Annotated in this window: 15 protein-coding genes and 1 pseudogene; 10 read left to right on the top strand and 6 right to left on the bottom strand. The window is 70.3% G+C overall.

The genetic code is table 11. The features are described 5' to 3' along the window. Window positions 1-74 precede the first annotated feature (74 nt). The 6 genes from GQ56_RS0125665 to GQ56_RS0125640 all read left to right on the top strand — a co-directional run bounded on the left by GQ56_RS0125665 (window position 75) and on the right by GQ56_RS0125640 (window position 9690). On the top strand, window positions 75-1379 hold the full coding sequence (locus GQ56_RS0125665; protein ID WP_031401366.1) for an MFS transporter: 1305 nt from the start codon (window positions 75-77) through the stop codon (window positions 1377-1379). A 389-nt stretch (window positions 1380-1768) separates the two neighbouring features. Next, the gene (locus GQ56_RS0125660; protein ID WP_031401365.1) at window positions 1769-3184 is read left to right on the top strand and encodes an NAD(P)/FAD-dependent oxidoreductase; all 1416 of its coding nucleotides are present in this window, start codon (window positions 1769-1771) and stop codon (window positions 3182-3184) included. A gap of 174 nt (window positions 3185-3358) precedes the next feature. Continuing rightward, window positions 3359-4783, top strand: coding sequence for an amino acid permease (locus GQ56_RS0125655; protein ID WP_031401364.1), 1425 nt, complete (start codon window positions 3359-3361; stop codon window positions 4781-4783). Window positions 4784-5005: 222 nt separating this feature from the next. Next, window positions 5006-7942 carry a molybdopterin oxidoreductase family protein gene (locus GQ56_RS0125650; protein ID WP_031401363.1) on the top strand — a complete coding sequence of 979 codons (2937 nt, stop codon included), beginning with the start codon at window positions 5006-5008 and terminating at the stop codon, window positions 7940-7942. A 16-nt stretch (window positions 7943-7958) separates the two neighbouring features. Further along, window positions 7959-8705 (top strand): 4Fe-4S dicluster domain-containing protein, encoded by a 747-nt coding sequence (locus GQ56_RS0125645; RefSeq protein ID WP_031401362.1) that lies wholly within the window; start codon window positions 7959-7961, stop codon window positions 8703-8705. Window positions 8706-8742: 37 nt separating this feature from the next. Further along, window positions 8743-9690, top strand: coding sequence for a dimethyl sulfoxide reductase anchor subunit family protein (locus GQ56_RS0125640; RefSeq protein ID WP_031401361.1), 948 nt, complete (start codon window positions 8743-8745; stop codon window positions 9688-9690). Window positions 9691-9722: 32 nt separating this feature from the next. Here GQ56_RS0125640 and GQ56_RS0125635 read toward each other — a convergent pair whose 3' ends face one another. After that, window positions 9723-10475, bottom strand: coding sequence for an IclR family transcriptional regulator (locus GQ56_RS0125635; RefSeq protein ID WP_031401360.1), 753 nt, complete (start codon window positions 10473-10475; stop codon window positions 9723-9725). 176 nt (window positions 10476-10651) lie between these two features. On the opposite strand from GQ56_RS0125635, the gene GQ56_RS0125630 reads away from it, so the two are divergent. Together GQ56_RS0125630 and GQ56_RS0125625 are read left to right on the top strand one after the other, a co-directional pair. Then, window positions 10652-11641 (top strand): AAA family ATPase, encoded by a 990-nt coding sequence (locus tag GQ56_RS0125630; protein ID WP_031401359.1) that lies wholly within the window; start codon window positions 10652-10654, stop codon window positions 11639-11641. Next, window positions 11638-13356, top strand: coding sequence for a cobaltochelatase CobT-related protein (locus GQ56_RS0125625; protein WP_031401358.1), 1719 nt, complete (start codon window positions 11638-11640; stop codon window positions 13354-13356). The genes GQ56_RS0125630 and GQ56_RS0125625 overlap by 4 nt, the downstream gene beginning before the upstream one ends. A gap of 93 nt (window positions 13357-13449) precedes the next feature. Here GQ56_RS0125625 and GQ56_RS0125620 read toward each other — a convergent pair whose 3' ends face one another. From GQ56_RS0125620 to pdxR, 5 genes are all read right to left on the bottom strand, one after another. Next, entirely contained in the window at window positions 13450-14217 is a 768-nt protein-coding gene (locus tag GQ56_RS0125620) for a sulfite exporter TauE/SafE family protein (RefSeq protein WP_031401357.1), read from the bottom strand. Then, entirely contained in the window at window positions 14214-15248 is a 1035-nt protein-coding gene (pta, locus tag GQ56_RS0125615) for a phosphate acetyltransferase (protein WP_031401356.1), read from the bottom strand. Before pta ends, GQ56_RS0125620 begins: the two co-directional genes overlap by 4 nt. 127 nt (window positions 15249-15375) lie before the next feature. Further along, complete coding sequence (gene xsc, locus GQ56_RS0125610) at window positions 15376-17193, bottom strand: sulfoacetaldehyde acetyltransferase (protein WP_031401355.1); 1818 nt, start codon at window positions 17191-17193, stop codon at window positions 15376-15378. A gap of 172 nt (window positions 17194-17365) precedes the next feature. Next, a complete protein-coding gene (locus tag GQ56_RS0125605) occupies window positions 17366-17764 on the bottom strand; it encodes a nuclear transport factor 2 family protein (protein ID WP_031401354.1) in 399 nt (132 codons plus the stop codon). 548 nt (window positions 17765-18312) lie between these two features. Then, entirely contained in the window at window positions 18313-19836 is a 1524-nt protein-coding gene (gene pdxR, locus GQ56_RS0125600; RefSeq protein ID WP_031401353.1) for a MocR-like pyridoxine biosynthesis transcription factor PdxR, read from the bottom strand. A gap of 267 nt (window positions 19837-20103) precedes the next feature. On the opposite strand from pdxR, the gene GQ56_RS0125595 reads away from it, so the two are divergent. Continuing rightward, complete coding sequence (locus tag GQ56_RS0125595; RefSeq protein WP_031401352.1) at window positions 20104-20442, top strand: GNAT family N-acetyltransferase; 339 nt, start codon at window positions 20104-20106, stop codon at window positions 20440-20442. A gap of 53 nt (window positions 20443-20495) precedes the next feature. After that, window positions 20496-20653, top strand: a pseudogene (locus tag GQ56_RS44695) (phosphonoacetaldehyde dehydrogenase); the annotation flags it as partial.

Below are 20653 nucleotides of genomic sequence, written 5' to 3'. Positions count from 1 at the left end.
CGCGCGCTGTTCGACGCCCCCGCCGGTACGGCGCCGGGGCAGGTTGCGGCGCATCCTTACCTGGAGAAGCTCGCATGGCAATCGATTCCCGGGTCGTCCGACGCGTGGCCGCGGCCAGCGTGATCGGCGCGACCGTCGAATGGTACGACTTTTTCCTGTACGGCGTGGTCGCCGGCATCGTGTTCGACAAGCAGTACTTCCCGGTCGGCGACGCGTTCGTGTCGACGCTGCTCGCGTATGCGACGTTCGCGGTCGGCTTCGTCACGCGGCCGCTCGGCGGCCTGCTGTTCGGCCATCTCGGCGACCGAGTCGGGCGCAAGTCCGCATTGATCCTGACGATGCTGATCATGGGCGTATCGACGGCCGGCGTCGCGTTCCTGCCGACCTATGCGCAGATCGGCATGTGGGCGCCGGCGCTGCTGCTGACGCTGCGCGTGCTGCAGGGGATCGGCCTCGGCGGCGAATGGGGCGGCGCGGTGCTGATGGCCTACGAATACGCGCCGCCGCACCGGCGCGGGCTGTACGCGAGCCTGCCGCAGATCGGCCTCGCGATCGGGCTGTGCCTCGCGGCCGGCGTGGTCGCGGCGCTGTCGCGCGCGTTGCCGGACGCCGCGTTCCTCGCATGGGGCTGGCGCGTCGCGTTCGCCGCGTCGCTGCTGCTCGTCGCGGTGGGCTTCTACATCCGCACGCGCGTGGCCGATACGCCCGAGTTCGTCGCGCTCAAGCGCCAGCGGCGCGACGCGAAGCTGCCGGTCGTCGAACTGCTCGGCCACTACCGGCAGGCGATCCTGCTCGGGATGGGCGCGCGCTATATCGACGGCGTGTTCTTCAACGTGTTCGCGGTGTTCTCGATCGGCTACATGACGCGCAACCTGGCGATCTCGCGCGGCGACGCGCTGCTCGGCGTGATGAGCGCGGCCGTCGTGATGTGCGTGTTCATTCCGGTGTTCGGCGGCCTGTCCGACCGGCTCGGCCGCGCCCGCGTGTACCGGTGGGGCGCGACGCTGTGCGGGCTGTCGGTGCTGCCCGCGTTCTGGCTGTTGCAGACGCAGTCGACGCACCTGCCGGCCGTGTGGCTCGCGCTGGTGATTCCGTTCGGGATCTTCTACGCGATGGCGTACGGGCCGGAGGCCGCGCTGTTCGCGGAGCTGTTCGACGCGAACGTGCGTTACACCGGCATCTCGTTCGTCTACCAGGTGTCGGGCATCGTCGCGAGCGGCCTCACGCCGATCGTCGCGACCGCGCTGCTGCGCGTGAACGGCGGCGCGCCGTGGCTCGTCGGGGTTTACGTGATGTTGTCTGCACTCCTGTCGATCGTGTCGGTCCGGGCGATCGAGAAGCGCGGCAGCGTGGCCGGCGTGGCGGTGCGCGCGATGTGACTTGGCGTGGTGATGCGCCGCACGGGCGGCACGGCGTCGGACGGTATCGGCCGTCCCCGGCTGCCCCGGCTGCCCCGGCCGCCTCGCGATGCCGGCGCCCCGGCGCGACCTTCGCTGCCCGCCGGCTTGCGTCGCGCGCTGGTCCAAGCGAATCCGGCCCACTGGCCCTACCTGCCAAAAAACGGCCTGCCTACACTTTCCTCGACAGATCGCCGCATTGAAGCATCTGCACACGATCGACCCGAAGAGAACGATCAGGAGACAGGCATGACCAACAGGCAGTCGGCAGCATCCGTGCGCGCGGCGAGCGCGCGCCCCGCATCAGCCGGTCGAATCGCGTCGCACGCCCGCGGCGGCGCGGCAGGCACGCCCGTATCGGAGGGCTGACCATGGCGACCCCCTCCATCGAACGCACCGCGGGCGGCTTTGCCGGCGGCCGGCCGGGCGATACGCGTTACGACCCGACCTACGACCCGCTGGTGTCGCCCGGCCCCGGGTGCGGCAAGCAGTACGCGCCGACCTACTGGGTCGCGACGGCCGGCAGCCCGCCGCCGGACGACGGCCCCGTCACGCGCGATCTCGACGTGGACGTCGCGATCATCGGCGGCGGCTACACGGGCCTCGCGACCGCGCTGTGCCTGGCGCGCGACCACGGCATCAAGGCCGTCGTGCTCGAAGCCAACCGCACGAGCTGGGGCTGCAGCAGCCGCAATGGCGGGCAGGGGCAGAACGCGTCGGGACGGCTGTCGCGCTCGCAGTGGATCGAGCGCTGGGGCAAGGACGTCGCGCTGAAGATGCACGACGAGATTCTCGAAGGCTTCGAGCACTTCAAGTCGCTCGTGGCGGAAATCGACTGCGAGCCGCAGCCGGGCGGCCACTTCCTGATCGCGCATCGCCCGCGCATCATGGCGAAGCTCGCGGCCGAGGCGAAGGTGTGGAAGGACGTGTTCGGCTATCCGTCGGAACTGCTGAGCGCGGAGACCTTCCGGCGCGAATTCGTCAACGATCACGAGGCGGCCGGCGCGCTGCACGAGCCGGAAGGCATCGGCATCCACGCGCTGAAGCTTGCGTTCGGCTATCTGCGCCTCGCGCGCGAAGCGGGCGCGAAGGTGCATACGGGCAGCCCGGTGCTCGGCTTCGAGACGATCGACGGCGTGCACCACCTGCGCACGCCCGGCGGCGTGGTGCGCGCCCGCGCGGTCGGCATCGCGACCGGCGCATATACCGCGCAGACGCTGCATCCGTCGCTGCACAGCAAGGTGATGCCGATCCTGTCGAACTCGATGGTCACGCGCCCGCTCACCGACGCGGAGATCGACGCGTGCAACCTGCGCACCACGCAGGTGCTGACCGATACGCGCACGCTGCGCTTCTACTATCGCTTCCTGCCCGATCGCCGCCTGCAGATCGGCAGCCGCAGCGCGATCACCGGCGACGACGCGCCGAACCCGCGCCACCTCGAATTGCTGAAGGAAGGGATGGCCCGCAAGTTTCCCGCGCTGCGCGGCGTGCAGATCGATTATTCATGGTGGGGCTGGGTCGACGTGAGCCACGACATGATGCCGCGCGTGTGCCAGCCCGATCCGCGGCAATCGGTGTACTACGCGCTCGGCTACGGCGGCAACGGCGTGTCGTACTCGCAGCAGGCCGGCCGCCGCCTGGCCGAACGGATCGCGGGGAAGGGCGCACGCCAGACGCTGCCGATCTTCACGTCGCCGTTGCCCGGCCACCCGTTCGCGCCGTTCCGGCGGCTCGGGCAGCGGATGCTCTACCTGTCGTATTTCAGGAACGACGAGAAACCCTGAACGCGGTGCATGGCGCCCGGCGCGGCGCGCTCGCGCCGGGGCGCCCAATACAAGAACAGCAACGCAAATCCGTGCGGGCGGGGCTGCGGCCCTGCACGCGCTGTCGCCGGCTGCGTTCGCGTTCACCCGACGGTGACGCGCGGGCGGCGCCGGACAACTGGATATGGAGAAGACATGCAACCCTCGATGGAACAGAGTGACCTCAAGTGTGGGCTCAAGCAGCGCCACATGACGATGATCGCGCTTGGCGGCGTGATCGGTGCCGGGCTGTTCGTCGGCAGCGGCGTGGTGATTCAGCAGACCGGGCCGGCCGCGATCCTGTCGTTCCTGATCACGGGCGGGCTGGTCGTGCTCGTGATGCGGATGCTCGGCGAGATGGCGTGCGCGATGCCGGCCGTCGGTTCGTTCTACGAATACGCGCGGCTCGCGTTCGGCAACTGGCGCGGGCCCGGCAAGATGGCGGGCTTCCTGACCGGCTGGATGTACTGGTATTTCTGGGTGATCGTCGTCGCGCTCGAGGCGGTCGCGGGCGCCAAGCTGATCCAGTTCTGGCTGCCCGATACGCCGGCCTGGATCATCAGCCTCGCGTTGCTGATCGTGCTGACGCTCACGAACCTGATTTCGGTCGGCAGCTACGGCGAGTTCGAATTCTGGTTCTCGTCGATCAAGGTCGGCGCGATCATCGTGTTCCTGTTCCTCGGCGGCCTCTACGTGCTCGGCCTGTGGCCCGCGTCGCTGCACACCACGGCGGTGCTGCCCACGCTGCTCGGCCACGGCGGCTTCATGCCGCTCGGCATCGGGCCGGTGATGAGCGGGGCGGTCGCGGCCACCGGGTTCTACTTCGGCGCCGAGATCGTGACGATCGCGGCGGCCGAGGCGAAGGAACCGGCCAAGGCCGTCGCGAAGGCCACCAACTCGGTGATCACGCGCGTGCTGGTGTTCTACGTCGGCTCGGTCGCGCTCGTCGTCGCGCTGGTGCCGTGGAATTCGCACCAGATGGCCACGCCGTACGTCAGCGCGCTGGAAGCGATGGGCCTGCCCGCCGCCGCCAACGTGATGAACGCGATCGTGCTGACGGCGGTGTTGTCCGCGCTCAACTCGGGGCTGTACGCGGCGTCGCGGATGCTGTTCGCGCTGACCCGCCACGGCGACGCGCCGGCCGCGCTCGCGAAGGTCAACAAGCGCGGCGTGCCGGTGCGCGCGATCCTGCTCGGCACGGTGTTCGGCTACGTGTCGGTCGTGATGTCGTACGTGTCGCCCGACACCGTCTTCGCGTTCCTCGTCAACTCGTACGGCACCGTCGCGCTGTTCGTGTACGTGCTGATCGCGTTCTCGCAACTGCGCCTGCGCAAGCGCCTCGACCCGGTCGCCGCCGGCAAGCTGCGCGTGAAGATGTGGGCGTACCCGTACCTCACCTGGGTCGCGATCGTCGGCATGATCGGCATCCTCGTCGCCATGGCGTTCATTCCGGACCAGCGCAAGCCGCTGTGGCTCGGCGTCGCGAGCCTCGGCGTGCTGGTGGTCGCATACGGGCTGACGCGCCGCGGCCGCCGCGAGCATCTGGACGACAGCGAACTGCTGGCGTACCCGCCGCGGTAACGGGCGGCAGCGCCTGACGCCGAAGGCCCGGTGCGCGCGCCGGGCTTTCGCGCATGCGGGGGCGGCGGCGCGCCGATGGCGGGGCGGCCAACTATCGGGCCGACCGATAGGACCGATCGGCGGATGCGACTTTATATCGGCCGCCTGCCGGCATAGCATGGATGAACCGATTCACGGGCGCGCCCCGGCAGGGCGCGCCGTCACCCGCGAACGAGGAAGACGATGGAACATCGGGCACGCGAGCGCGACGAGCAGGCCGAGGTCAGGACGACGACGTGCTACATGTGCGCGTGCCGCTGCGGCATCCGCGTACACCTGCGCGACGGCGAAGTGCGCTACATCGACGGCAATCCGGAGCATCCGCTGAACCAGGGCGTCATCTGCGCGAAAGGTTCGTCGGGCATCATGAAGCAGTACTCGCCCGCGCGGCTCACGCAGCCGCTGATGCGCAAGCCGGGCGCCGAGCGCGGCGACGCGCAGTTCGAGCCCGTGTCGTGGGAGGTCGCGTTCGACGTGCTCGAAAAGCGCCTCGCGCACCTGCGCGCGACCGACCCGAAGCGGTTCGCGTTGTTTACGGGCCGCGACCAGATGCAGGCGCTGACCGGCCTGTTCGCGAAACAGTTCGGGACACCGAACTATGCGGCGCACGGCGGGTTCTGCTCGGCGAACATGGCGGCCGGGATGATCTACACGATCGGCGGCTCGTTCTGGGAGTTCGGCGGTCCCGATCTCGACCGCGCGAAGCTGTTCTTCATGATCGGCACCGCCGAGGATCATCATTCGAATCCGCTGAAGATCGCGCTCGGCAAGTTCAAGCGCGCGGGCGGCCGCTTCATCGCGATCAACCCGGTGCGCACCGGCTACGCGGCGATCGCCGACGAATGGATTCCGATCCGCCCCGGCACCGACGGCGCGCTGTTCATGGCGCTGATGCACGAGCTGATCGCGCGCGATGCATTCGACGTCGAATTCGTGTCGCGCTTCACGAACGCGGCCGAGCTGGTCGACCGGCGCGACGGCGCCGACACGTTCGGGCTGTTCGTGCGCGACGCCGGCGCGCCGGAACTCAACCCGCTGTATCCGCAGAACCGGATGTGGTGGGACCGCAGGACGAACCGCGCGGTGCTGCACCACACCGAGGGCGCCGAGCCGGCGCTCGACGGCCGCTACACGCTCGACGACGGCACGCCCGTCGCGCCGTCGTTCACGCTGCTGCGCGAACAGGTGGCCGCGTGCACGCCGGAATGGGCGGCCGACATCACCGGCATCGCGGCCGACACGATCCGCCGCCTGGCCCGCGAGATGGAGACGGTCGCGCGCGAGCACGCGATCGAGCTGCCGGTGCGCTGGACCGATTCGTGGGGCAAGACCCATGCGACGGTGAAGGGCGTGCCGATCGCGTTTCATGCGATGCGCGGGCTCGCCGCGCATTCGAACGGCTTCCAGACGATCCGCGCGCTCGCGGTGCTGATGTCGCTGCTGGGCACGATCGACCGGCCGGGCGGGTTCCGGCACAAGACGCCGTATCCGCGTGCGGTGCCGCCCTCGGCGAAACCGCCGAACGATCCCGACCAGATCCGGCCGAACACGCCGCTCGCCACCGGCCCGCTCGGCTGGCCGGCGGGCCCCGAGGACCTGTTCGTCCATCCGGACGGTACGCCCGCGCGGCTCGACAAGGCGTTCTCGTGGGAGTACCCGCTCGCGGTGCACGGGCTCATGCATTCGGTGATCACCAATGCGTGGCGCGGCGATCCCTATCCGATCGACACGCTGCTGATCTTCATGGCCAACATGGCGTGGAATTCGTCGATGAACACGACGGAAGTGCGCAAGATGCTGGTCGACAGGCGCGACGACGGCGAATACCGGATCCCGTTCCTCGTCGTGTGCGACGCGTTCGCGTCGGAGATGACGGCGTTCGCCGACCTGATCCTGCCCGACACGACCTATCTCGAACGGCATGACGTGATGTCGGTGCTCGACCGGCCGATCTCCGAGTTCGACGGGCCGGTCGATTCGGTGCGCGTGCCGGTGGTGCCGCCGACCGGCGAGTGCAAGCCGTTCCAGGAGGTGCTGATCGAACTCGCGAGCCGGCTGAAGTTCCCGGCCTTCACGACGGCGGACGGGCAGCGCAAGTACCGCGACTATCCGGATTTCGTCGTCAATTTCCAGACCGCGCCGGACTCCGGCACCGGCTTCCTGATCGGCTGGCGCGGCAAGGACGGCGACCGGGCCGTCGTCGGCGAGCCGAATCCCGACCAGTGGAAGCGCTACGCGGAGAACAACTGCGTGTACCACCACCGGCTGCCGGAGGCGCTGCAGTACATGCGCAACTGCAATGGCCCGTACATGCAGTGGGCGGTCGACAACGGGATGCGCAAGTTCGGCGTGCCGATCGTGATCCAGCTCTATTCGGACGTGATGCAGAAATTCCGGCTCGCCGCGCAGGGCCGCACGTCGGGCCGCCAGCCGCCCGACCATCTGCGCGAGCGCATCGCGCGCCATTTCGATCCGCTGCCGTTCTGGCATCCGTCGCTCGAGAGCGGGCTGACCGATGCGGGCCGCTATCCGCTCGCGGCGATCACGCAGCGGCCGATGGCGATGTATCACTCGTGGGATTCGCAGAACGCGTGGCTGCGGCAGATCCACGGCGAGAACCACCTGTTCGTGAACCCCGTGACGGCCGCCGCGCAACGGATCGACGACGGCGCGTGGATCTACGTCGAATCGCCGTGGGGCAAGGTGCGTTGCCGCGCGCGTTACAGCGAGGCCGTCGAGCCCGGCACCGTGTGGACGTGGAACGCGATCGGCAAGGCGGCCGGCGCATGGAACCTCGGCCCGCAGGCGGGCGAATCGCAGCGCGGCTTCCTGCTCAACCACGTGATCACCGACGAGCTGCCGGATGCGGCGCGCGCCGGTGCGCGGGTGTCGAATTCGGACCCGGTGACGGGGCAGGCCGGCTGGTACGACGTGCGGGTGCGGATCTATCCGGCCGAGGCCGACGCCGCGACGACGCTGCCGCAGTTCGCGCCGATGCCCGCGCTGCCCGGCACGCCGCGCGTGCTGCAGCGCGTGCAGGCGTATTTCGCGGGAACCGGCGCATTCGCCGCGCGGCTGCGGCGCGCCGCGTCGGCCGGCCCGAAGCCCGACGAACGCTGAGCGAAGGAGTGCAACCATGACCCAGATGGCCCTCGTCATCGACCTGAACGTGTGCGTCGGCTGCCATGCCTGCGTGACGAGCTGCAAGGAGTGGAACACGTCGGGCGAAGCCGGCAGTCTCGCCGATCTGCGCCCGTACGACGACGATCCGTCCGGCACGTTCTTCAACCGCGTGCAGACCTACGAGGCCGGCGTGTTCCCGCTGACCGACACGATCCATTTCCCGAAGTCGTGCCTGCACTGCGAGGATCCGCCGTGCGTGCCGGTGTGTCCGACCGGCGCGAGCTACAAGCGCAAGTCGGACGGGATCGTGCTGGTCGACTACGACAAGTGCATCGGCTGCAAGTACTGCGCATGGGCCTGCCCGTACGGCGCGCGCGAGCTCGACGAAGGGCGCAAGGAGATGACGAAGTGCACGCTGTGCGCGGATCGCATCGACAACCCGGCGCTCGCCGAACGCGACCGCAAGCCGGCCTGCGTGCTCGCGTGCCCGACGTCGGCGCGCCTGTTCGGCGACGTGCACGATCCCGAGTCGGACGTGTCGCGCGCGATCCGCGAGCGCGGCGGCTATGCGCTGATGCCCGAGTGGGGCACGCGGCCGTCGAACCACTACCTGCCGCGCGTGAAGACCGAAGCGTCGTGTGCGTGCGGCGGCGCCGGCGGATGCGGCGACGCCCCGGACGGCCGCGACGAAGGCGCGTCGTTCGAGGCGCGCGCGGCGCGCGGCGATCTCGATCTCGTGTCGCTCGCGACGCGGCGCTGAGTGCGCCGCCTGTCCATCAGAACCAGACGGAGTTTCCATGCGTCCCGCCTTTTCGGTCGTTTTCCTCACCACGCTGTGCGGCGCCGCACAGGGCCTGCTGCTGACGCTCGTGCTCGTCGAGGCGCTCGCGCGGCCGGCCGGCCTCGACGTGGCCGCCGCGTTCTACGTGACCGGCGCCGCGCTGTCGGTCGGGCTCGGCGCGCTCGGCCTGCTCGCATCGTTCTTCCATCTTGGCCATCCCGAACGCGCATGGCGCGCGATCGCGATGTGGCGCACGTCGTGGCTGTCGCGCGAGTGCATCGCGCTGCCGGTGTTTCTCGCGTGTGCGTTCGCGTACGGCGCGGCACACCTGTTCGGCTGGCCCGGAACGCTGCTGATCGGCGCGGCCGGCGCGCTGGCGAGCATTGCGTTGTTCGTCTGCACCGCGATGATCTATGCGTGCCTGCGCTTCCTGCAGGAATGGGCGAGCCCGCTGACGCTCGTGAACTTCGTGCTGCTCGGCTGCGCGTCGGGGTGCACGCTTGCGACGGCCTGCGCGGCGTGGCTCGCGCCGGCACTGGTCGGCCGGCTCGCGGCGGCCGCCTGCGTGCTGACGCTGGCCGGCGGCGTCGCGCGGCTCGCGTCGCTCGCACGCAATGCACGGCTGCGGCCGAAGTCGACCGTGCAGAGCGCGACCGGGATTCGCCACGCGAAGGTCGAGCAGAAGTCGCGCGGCTTCACGGCCAGCGCGTTCAACACGAAGGAGTTCTTTCACGGGCAGGCGAGCGGCACGCTGCGCGCGGTGAAGGCCGGCTTCCTGACCGGCGCGTTCGCGGTGCCGTTCGTGCTGACCGGTGCGGGCGCGCTCGCGCCGACGTCGGCCGCGGCGGCCGTCGCGCTCGGCGCGGCGTTCGTGATCCAGTATGCGGGCCTCGTCGCGGAACGCTGGTTCTTCTTCGCGGATGCGCGCCATCCGCAGAACCTGTACTACCAGCGCGCGTCATGACCGTGCGCGTGCGCCGCCGCGCCGGGAAGGCGCTAGAACGTGGCCGCGAGTGCGCGAGCCGCTTCCTGCAGGCGCGGCACGTGGTCGAGCAGCCGCGACAGCGGCGCGCGCGACACGGGCGCATGAACGGCGACCGCGGCGACGCAGGCGCCGTCGTCGCCGACGATCGGCGCGGCGACGCACACGATGCCCGCGACGAATTCCTCGTTGTCGATCGCGATGCGCGTGTGCGCGGTGCGGTCGAGTTCGGCTTCGAGCAGTTCGGGATCGGGGATCGTGTTCGGCGTATAGCGCGGCAGCGCCAGCGCGCGCACCAGCGCGGCGCGTTCGTCGCGCGGCAGCAGCGCGAGCAGGAGCTTGCCGCTGGCGCTGCAGTGCGCGGGCACGCGCGAGCCGGGCTTCAGGTCGAGCCGCAGCGGCCAGTCGGCCTCGACGCGGTCGAGATAGACGACTTCGGTGTCGTGCAGCGCGGTCAGGTTGCAGGTTTCGCCGAGATCGGCGACGAGCCGTTCGAGGATCGCGTGGCGCAGCCGGCGCGCGCCCGCATGCAGCATCACGCCGGTGCCGAGCCGGGCGAGGCGCGGGCCGACCGCGTAGGCGTTCCTGCGGCCCGGCTCGCGGATCACGAGGCCGCCGGCTTCCAGCGACGCGAGCATGCGGTGCAGCGACGCCTTCGGGATATCGACGTCGCGCGCGAGATCGGCGAGCGACACGGCTTCGCCGGCCTGGACGAGATGTTCGAGCAGCGCGAAGGCGCGCAGCGTGGGCGTATCCGCGGGCAGCATGGCGGGCGTTCCGGAAACTGGACTGCGGCCATTGTACCGAACGCCCCGGCGGGGCGACCGCGCGCGGGCGGCCGCGCGGCATGCATTTTCGGCGGCGGAACCGTGCGTTCCGCCGGCAGGATCGACGCGGGCGCGAACGACGCCCGCGCAACACGCGACGACAGGAGCGCAACGCAATGGATGGGGTGACGAACAAGCCGGACTGCATGGTGTCGGTCCGCGAACGGTTCGGTTTCGATTCGGACCTGACGGTGCCCGCGTTCAGCGCGCGCGACGATCACGTGCCCGACATCGACGACGCATACCGTTTCAACCCGGACGTCACGCTCGCGATCCTCGCGGGCTTCGCGCGCAACCGCCGCGTGCTCGTGCAGGGGATGCACGGCACCGGCAAGTCGACGCACATCGAGCAGGTCGCGGCGCGGCTGAACTGGCCGTGCGTGCGCGTGAACCTCGACGGCCACGTCAGCCGGCTCGACCTGGTCGGCAAGGACGCGATCGTCGTGCGCGACGACGTGCAGGTGACCGAGTTCCAGGAGGGGATCGTGCCGTGGGCGCTGCAGCGGCCCGTCGCGCTGATCTTCGACGAATACGACGCGGGGCGGCCCGACGTGATGTTCGTGATCCAGCGGATCCTGGAGCGCGACGGCAAGTTCACGCTGCTCGACCAGAACCGCGTGATCCATCCGCATCCGTCGTTCCGGCTGTTCGCGACCGCGAACACCGTCGGGCTCGGCAACCTGAACGGGCTCTATCACGGCACGCAGATGCTCAACCACGCGCAGATGGACCGCTGGAACGTGGTCGCGACGCTCGACTATCTGCCGCGCGACGAGGAGATCGGCATCGTGCGCGCGCGCGTGCCGGCGCTCGCGGACGATGCCGGCCGCCCGTTGATCGAATCGATGGTGAGCCTCGCGGAGCTGACGCGCAACGGCTTCGCGACCGGCGACCTGTCGACGCTGATGTCGCCGCGCACGGTGATCGACTGGGCCGAGAACTGCGGGATCTTTCGCGATCCGGCGCTCGCGTTCCGGCTCACGTTCCTGAACAAGTGCGACGACGCGGAGCGGCCCGTCGTCGCCGAGTATTACCAGCGCTGTTTCGGCGAGGAGCTGGCGGTCGCGTCGCGCGCCGGCGGCAACGGGCCCGGAGCGGGACGGTGAGCGCCGATCGCGACGCCGCGCGCCGCGCCTCGGCGCGCGAGGCGCTGGGCGCGTCGACCGTGCGCGCGCTGACGCGGGACGCGACGCTGCATTACCGCGCGGGCCGCGTGTGCCGCGACCTGCGGCCGCTGCCGATCCATGCGCCGCACCTGCGCGCGCAGGCCGACGACGATCCCGCGTCGTGGCGTGGCGCGGCCGACGGCGCCGCGCTGCGCATCCTGCACTCGGATGCGGAACTGCATCGCACGCTCTCCGGCGACGATCCGGTCGAACGCGTGCTGTTCGAGCTGCTCGAGCAACTGCGCTGCGAATCGCTGGCGCCGCCCGCGCTGCGCGGCGTCGTGCAGAACCTGCGGCATCGCTTCGAAACCTGGTCGCGCGCGTTCCATCGGTCGGGGCAGGCCGACACGCATGTCGGGATCCTCGTGTACACGGTCGCGCAGATCGCCTGGTCGCGGCTGACGGGCTGGCCGGTGCTCGCGGAAACGGAAGACCTGATCGAAGCGCCTCGCGCCGCGATCGTGCCGGAGATCGGCACGCCGCTCGCCGGGCTGCGGCGCTGCCGGCACGACCAGCGCGCCTTCGCGGAGCATGCGCGGGCGCTCGCGCGGCGCATTGCGGCGATGATCCGCGACGCGCGCGCGGCCGTCGTCGACACGGAGGCGGAAGACGCGCGCCGGCAGGACGACGCGCTGACGCAATTCTCGCTGTGGGTCGACTTCGACGAGACGGGCATCGACCTGCCCGCGCTCGTGGAGACGGGCGACAGCGTCGTGCTGCACGGCGGCGATGCCGTCTATCGCGCGTACACGACGCGTTACGACCGCGAATTCCGGCCGGCCGCGCAGATCCGCGCGGCGCTGCTGCGCACGTATCGCGAGCGGCTCGACGCGCAGGCGGCCGCGCAGCGGATTCACGTCACGCGGCTCGCGCGCGTGCTGCGCGCGGCGCTCGTCGTGCCGCAGGCCGACGGCTGGTCGTTCGGCGAGGAGCATGGCCGTCTCGACGGCCGCCGGCTCGCGCAGCTCGTCAGTTCGCCGGCCGAGCGGCGGCTGTTCCGGCTCGAACGCGTGCGGCCGCGCGCCGACTGCGTGCTCGCGTTCCTGATCGACTGCTCGGGGTCGATGAAGGCGTGGATCGACGGCGTCGCGCTGATGGTCGACACGCTGGCGCGCGCGGGCGACGCGGCGGGCCTCGCGACCGAAGTGCTCGGCTTCACGACGCTCGCGTGGAACGGCGGTCGCGCGCGGCAGGACTGGCTCGCGCGCGGCAAGCCGCGCCACCCGGGGCGGCTCAACGAAACCGGCCATCTCGTGTTCAAGGATGCGGACACGCGCTGGCGGCATGCGCGCACGGGCATTGCCGCGCTGTTCAAGTCCGACCTGTTTCGCGAAGGCGTCGACGGCGAGGCGGTCGAGTGGGCGTGCGCGCGGCTCGCGGCGCGGCCGGAGGCGCGCAGGATCCTGGTCGTGATTTCGGACGGCAGCCCGATGGATGGCGCGACGGCGCTCGCGAACGATCCGTACTACCTCGACAATCATCTGAAGCAGGTGGTCGCGCGCCAGTCGGCGGCCGGCCGCGTCGAGGTGCTGGGGCTCGGCGTCGGGCTCGATCTCGGCCCGTACTACCGGCACCGGCTCGCGATCGATCTCGCGTCCGCGCCCGACATGAAGCGGCTCGTCGAAATCGCCGGCTGGATCGGCGCGCGGCGGTGACGCGGAGGACGACAGCGGATGCGGCTGCGGTTGCGGCGATGCGCGGGCGCGGTTCGCTGCGATGCGGCGCGTCGCGGCGAGTGCCGCGCGGCGTCACGCGCCGTGCAGCAGCGGCGGCAATGCGGTCGCGATCAGCCCGACGCCGATCGCCGTCAGCACGCCGAACGCGAGCCGGCGCAATGCAACCGCCGACAGTGGCGGCGGGTAGCGGCGCGCGGCGACCGTCGTCAGCATCACGACCGGCGTCGCGAGCGCGGCCAGCAGCCAGATGTCGCGGTCGAGCTGGCCTTCGCATGCGCTGGTGAGCACGCGGGTGGCCGAGGTCGTCGTGAACAGCACGATCAGCGCGCAGCGGATCTGCACGAGCGTCAGCGGCTGCCGGTAGAACTGGAAGATCAGCGGCGGGCCCGACACGCCGAACATCCCGCTCAGCAAGCCGCCGAACAGGCCGCTGACGAAGAAGCTGCGGTTGTCCGAGCGCGCCGTGAGCGGCGCGGGGCGCAGCGCCGCGCTCAGGCCGCCGTACAGCACGACCGCGCCGAGGATCAGTTGCAGGAGATCGGCGGCGGAGCGGCTCAGGCATTCGAGCAGCACCACGCCGGCGACGACCGACGGCAGAATGCCGAGGGTGGCCGCGCTCACCGCGCGCCAGTCGATGTGATGCAGCCGGCCCGGCAGCGCGGTCGCGCCGTTCGCGAGCGACACGATGCTCATCAGCGTCGCGACGGTCGCGAGCGGCGCGAGCCCGAACCCGCTCGTCGCGCCCATCACGATCATCCCGAGCCCGAAGCCCGTCACCGTCTGGAAATAGCTGCCGGCGCCGATCACCGCGATCAGGATCGCCAGTTTGTCGGCCGTCATGCGGGCGCGGCCTCGCCGGCTGCGGCGCGCCGCGCGGCCGCCTGGGCCTGCACGGTGGTCGTCGCGATCACGTGGTACACGTCGTCGGCGCTGCAACCGCGCGACAGGTCGTTCGCGGGCCGGCGCAGCCCCTGCAGCAGCGGGCCGACGGCTTTCGCGCGGCCGATCCGCTCGGCGAGCTTGTAGCCGATGTTGCCGGCTTCGAGGCTCGGGAACACGAGCACGTTCGCATGGCCGCCCACCTGCGAATGCACGATCTTGCGCTCGGCGATCTCCGCGACGATCGCCGCGTCGAGCTGCACGTCGCCGTCGATCGCGAGCGCGGGGCGCCGCTCGCGCACGCGCGCGGTCGCCTCGGTCACCTTGTCGACGGCCGCGTGATGCGCGCTGCCGCTCGTCGAGAACGACAGCATCGCGACGCGCGGCGCCTCGCCGAGCAGCGCGTGCGTGCTGTCGGCGGCGGCCATCGCGATCTCGGCGAGCTGGCCGGCGTCCGGATCGACGACCAGCGCGCAGTCGGAGAAGATCAGCCCGCCCTTGATCGTGTGGAACGGCTCGCACAGCATCATCAGGAAGAAGCTCGACACGATCCGGAACGCCGGATCGACGCCGATCAGCTGGATCGCCGCGCGCACGACGTCGGCCGTCGCGTGCACGGCGCCCGCGACCGAACCGTCGGCGTCGCCGAGCCGCACCATCAGGTTCGCGTGGCAGAGCGGGTCGAGCACCGCGTCGCGCGCGGCGTCCGCCGTCATGCCCTTGCCTTTGCGCAGTGCGTGCAGCGCGTCGGCATATGCGTCGCGGCGCGGCGCGACGGCCGGATCGACGAGCGTCATGCCGTCGAGATCGATCGCGTCGCGCGCGGCCGCCGCGTGGATCGCCGCGCGGCGGCCGACGAGCACGATCCGCGCGATGCCGTCGCGCGTCGCGCGCGCGGCGGCGTGCAGCACGCGCGGATCGTCGGCTTCGCACAGCGCGATGCGCATCGGCTGGCGGCGCGCGGATTCGAGTATGCGGTCGAGGGCTTTCATCGTTCGCTCGGGAAGGAAAGGAAAACGGCCGGAAGCGGCGGCCCGCACGGGGCGCGGCGTCCGGCCGGAAGGCCGGCCGCGCGAGAGGGGCGCACGACCGGCGGCGGGGCGCGTCAGCGACGCGGCGTCACACGTAGTCCTTGTACTTGTCGAGCATGCGCACCGGCTTCGACAGCGCGTCGCGGCGGAACGGATCGCCGAGCTCGCGCGTGCACATGATCTCGATGATCGTCGTCTTGCCTTCGTTCATCTGCATGTCGATCGCGCGCTTGAGCGCCGGGCCGACGTCCTCGAGACGGTCGACCGTGATGCCTTCGGCGCCCATCGCACGCGCGATCGCCGCGAAGCTCTGGTTGTCGAGTTCGCCCGCGACGAAGCGGCGGTCGTAGAAGTCGACCTGGTTCTTCTTCTCCGCGCCCCACTGACGGTTGTGGAACACCACGGCCGTCACCGGAATGCGGTGGCGCACGCAGGTCATCGTTTCCATCAGGCTCATGCCCCATGCGCCGTCGCCCGCATACGACACGGCCGGGCGGTGCGGCGCGGCGACCTTCGCGCCGATGATCGTCGGGAACGCATAGCCGCAGTTGCCCCAGCTCATCGCCGCGAAGAAGCTGCGCGGCTTGTTGAAGCGCAGGTAGCTGTTCGCGACCGAGTTGATGTTGCCGATGTCGGTCGACACCATCACGTCCTCGGGCATCGCCTTCTCGAGCTCGCGCAGCACCTGGCGCGGGTGCAGGTACTGGCCGCCGCTGAACGGCTTCTCGTGCTTCTGCTCCTCGATCATGTCGAGGCTGTACGCGTCGCGCTCGTGCGTCCAGTCGTCGAGTTCCTTTTCCCACGCGGCCTTTTCGGTCGCGATCTGGTCGGCGCGTTCGCCGCGCGATGCGTCGCTCGCGAGCGTGCGGCCCGCGAGGCGCTGCACGAGCGCGACGGCCGCGGCCTTCGCATCGCCGCAGATGCCGACCGAAATCTTCTTCACGAGGCCGAGCATCTTGTGGTCGGCGTCGATCTGGATGATCTTCGCGTCCTTCGGCCAGTAGTCCATCCCGTGCTGCGGCAGCGTGCCGAACGGCCCGAGACGCGAGCCGAGCGCGATCACGACGTCCGCGCGCGACAGCAGCTTCATCGCCGCCTTCGAGCCCTGGTAGCCGAGCGGGCCGCACCACAGCGGGTGGTTCGCCGGGAACGAATCGTTGTGCAGGTAGCTGTTGACGACCGGCGCGCCGAGCCGTTCGGCGAGCGCCTTGCATTCCTCGATCGCGTCGGCCATCACGACCCCGCCGCCCGAGATGATCACCGGGAACTTCGCCTGCGCGATCAGTTCGGCCGCGTCGTCCAGGCTTTGTTCGCCGCCGGCGCCGCGATCGAGCCGGCGCGGTTGCGGGATCTCGACCTTGACCTTGCCGTAGAAGTAGTCGCGCGGGATGTTCAGCTGCGTCGGGCCCATCTCGGCCTGCGCGCGGTCGAAGCAGCGCGCGGTGAACTCGGCCATCCGCGCCGGGTGCGTGACGTGGCCCTGGTACTTCGTGAACTCCTGGAACATCGGCAACTGGTTCGCTTCCTGGAAGCCGCCGAGGCCGATGCCCATCGTGCCGGCCTCCGGCGTGACGATCACGACCGGGCTGTGCGCCCAGTACGCGGCCGCGATCGCCGTCACGCAGTTGCTGATGCCGGGGCCGTTCTGGCCGATCACGACGCCGTGGCGGCCCGACACGCGGGCATAGCCGTCGGCCATGTGGCCCGCGCCCTGTTCGTGCACGACCGGGATCAGGCGGATGCCGGCCGGCGCGAAGATGTCCATCGCGTCCATGAACGCGGAGCCCATGATGCCGAACATGTCGGTCACGCCGTTGGCCGCGAGGGTCTCGACGAAGGCTTCGGACGGCGTCATGTCCTGCGGGCCGCTGGCCGTCACGCGCGGGGAAGTGGTTTGGTCGCTCATGGGTTGTCTCCGATCGTTCAATGAATGGAACATCTCGTTCCAGATGCTATGTGCGGCGAAAAGCCGGTCAAGTCATTCCGCCCGCTGGCGGGGAATGTGGAATGAAATGGAATGATTCGTTTCAAAATGCGCGTCGGGCGGCGTGCCCGGACGATGCGCGAGGCGTGCGCGCTCAGGCCGGCTGTTTCGGCCGTTCCTTGCGGAACGCGCGCTTGACGGCGATCAATCCGTCACGGAATTCGAACAGGTCGCAGCCTTCGGCCTCGATGCGCCAGCCTTCGGCGTGCGTGCCGGTGAACACCCACTCGGATACGCCGCGCTCGCCGGCGACGTAGTGGCGGCCGTGCCCCCAGTGCGCGTCGGGAAAGGTCTTGAAGACCGCCTCGAACGCGGCGCGCACCGCGTCGCGGCCGACGAAGCGCGTGCCGTGGATCTCGGGGCCGCCGGCCGCGTCGAACACGCAGTCCTCGGTCATGAAGCCCATCAATGCATGGGCGTCGTGCCGGTTGAAGGCGTCGGAAAACGCCGCGAGCGTGGCGGCCGTGACGGGGGCGGTGAGCGTGTCGGACATGACGTGTCTCCTGTCGAATGGTGGGCGTGCCGCAAGGCGCTGGCGCGCATGCGGTTCGCGGTATCGACACGTTAGTGAGCGCTCGTTTTTGACGGTAGCGCCAGTCGGGAGGTTTCGCTTGGGCCAGCAGTGACGTCGATCCGTATCGGGGCGGGGGCGGGGCGGCGTGATACGTGCCCGGGGGCATGATCTGCGAGGGGCGCGGCGTGGTTCGGGGCGCTTCTCGCCGGAAGCGCGGGCTGGTCAGGTGAGGCGAAACGAATTTCGTCGCGATGCCGGCGTCGATCGAAACGCGCACACGCCGGCCCGCGTGCCGACGCGGGGGAACGTCATGCAGGCGTTCGATCAGGGGCCGCTTCGATGGAAGCGGCGGGCTTTTATCGGTTGAATCGACAAGCCGGGCCCGCGACGGAATGGAGCGAACAGCGTAGGGCGATCGACGCGGCCGCGATGTCCGAGCCACGGTCGCCCGACGCCGGGCCGCCCGCATGACACGCGCCGATGCCGGATGCCCGAGGCGCGGGCCGCACGAGCGCGGGCCGTGTTCGTCAATCGGGCCGCTGCGCCCGCATACACGCGGCCAGCGCCCGTACGCCCGGCTCGATCCGCTCCAGCGGCAGCGCGGAAAACCCCATCCGGAAGCAGCGGCGCGCATTGCCGTCGTCGCGCATGAAGAACACGCCGCCGGGCTCGATCAGGATCCCGGCCGCCTGCGCATCCGCCGCGAGCCGCGCCGCGTCGAGCCATGGCGGGCCCTCGACCCAGCACGACGCGCCGCCCGTCACCGGCACGTATCGCGCCTCCGGCAGATGCGCATCGAGCGCGGCCATCAGCGCCTGCGAGCGCTCGCTGTACGCATGCGCGAGCCGGCGCAGCAGCGCGTCGTGATGGCCCAGCGCGAGAAAGGTCGCGAATGCACGCTGGATGTACGCGACCGGATGGCGCACCATCAGCCGCCGCAGCGCGCGCAATTCGCGAATCAGCGCGCGCGGCCCGACCACGTAGCCGAGCCGCAGCCCGGGCGCGAAGGTCTTCGACAAGCTGCCGACGTAGATCACGCGGTCTGCCGTGTCGAGGCTTTTCAGCGCCGGATGCGGCGTGCCGGAGAACGTGTTCTCGCTCTCGTAGTCGTCCTCGATGATCACGAAGTCGTGCTGCCGCGCGCATTCGAGCAGCGCGCGGCGCCGCTCGACCGGCATCGTCGCGGTGGTCGGGCACTGGTGGCTCGGCGTCACGTACACGTAGTCGCAGCGCGACAGCGTGCCGCCGAGCGCATCGGGCGCGATCCCGTGGCCGTCGACGGGCAGCGGCAGCAATGGCGCGTTGCGGTTCTCGAAGATGTTGCGCGCATCGGGATACCCGGGATTCTCGAAGCCGACCGTCGTGTGCTTGCCGCACAGGAGATCCGCGATCAGGTACAGCGCCTGCTGGCAGCCGTTCGTGACGACGATCTCGTCGGGCATCGCGAACACGCCGCGGCGCGGCAGCACGCGCGTGCGGATCTGCTGGATCAGCGATTCGTCGTCGCGCTCGATCAGGTCGGGCGCCCAGTTGCGGATTTCCATCACCGACAGCGCTTTCAGGCAGCACTCGCGCCAGTCGTTGGTCGGAAACAGCGACTGGTCGAACTGCCCGTAGATGAACGGAAATTCGTAGTGCTGCCAGTTCGCGGGCTTCACGATGTTGCGCTGTCTCGACGGTGGATGCGCGATGCGTTTCTCCCATGCGGGGCGGCCCGGCGCGTCGTCGCCGTCTTCGGGTTTCGCGCCCGGCGTGGCCGCCGCGAAGCCCGGCACGCCCTGGAGCATCTTCGGGTTCACGAAATGCCCGCTGCGTTCGCGCGAGAGCAGGTAGCCCTCTTCGACGAGCATCTGGTACGCGAGCACGACGGTGTTGCGCGCGACGCCGAGCTGGTCGGCAAGCTCGCGGCTCGACGGCAGCGCGGCATCGGGCGCGAGCTGGCCGTCGAGGATCGCGGCCACCAGCATGCGCCGGATCTGGTCCTGCAGGCTCGACGCCGACGACCGCCGGAACTGCTGGGCCCATAGGGCGGTCGGGGTACGACTCGGCATGCTTCCTCCTGTGATCGATACGGGAAACGCGAGGCGGTGCGCGTGGCGCGCGGCCGGCGACGGGCGCGGTGTCGCGAGAATACGCGCGTCGCGTCGCGGATGTGGACTCAATGAAAGGCGTCGTCTGGCACTACTGCGCGCCGACGTGGCAAGACGATACTCAACTCGTCGCCCCCGGACGATCCGGATTACTCCCCGGTACGCGGGCGCAGGGAGGCGTGCGCCCGTTGCGTTCGCCGCGCGGGTCATGCGGAGGAGGGGAACGTCATGCACGTCGTCGTGTTCAGGGATCGCTGCGAGCGCGTGATCCGCATCGTGTTCGACGACGCGCGTGCGACGGCTGTCGCGTATCGCGACGACGTGGCGATCGGCGAACTCGGTCTCGACGATGGCGACGGCATGGGCCCGGCGCCGTCGCTCGCGCGGCTGTACGTTGAGCCCGCGTACCGGCGCAGCGGCATCGCACACACGCTGCTCGCGTGCGCATCGCGCGAATTCGGGCGGCCGATCCGCATCGATTCCGGTGCGCGCGCATGGCCCGACTCGCCGGCGTGGGCGACGCTGTGCCGCTGCCTCGAATACGAAGGGCTGGTCGTGGTTCGCTAGCGGCGGGAGCCGACGGCGCGGCCGCGATCACGCAACACGAAGAGGGAGACGACATGAGCACGGTCCTGAAGCCGATTCCCGCATCCGGCGTGCGGCACGAAGCGTTGCGCATCGACGGGCAGCGCGTGTGGCGCGACGCGGTGATCGACGTGCGCAACCCGTACGACGGCACGCTGGTCGGCACCGTGCCGAAGGCGACGCTGGACGACGT

It is taken from the genome of Burkholderia paludis (genome assembly GCF_000732615.1).
GTDB classification, from domain to species: domain Bacteria; phylum Pseudomonadota; class Gammaproteobacteria; order Burkholderiales; family Burkholderiaceae; genus Burkholderia; species Burkholderia paludis.
Note: the sequence above shows the minus strand (reverse complement) of the source record. Positions and strands in the feature narration are given on the sequence as shown.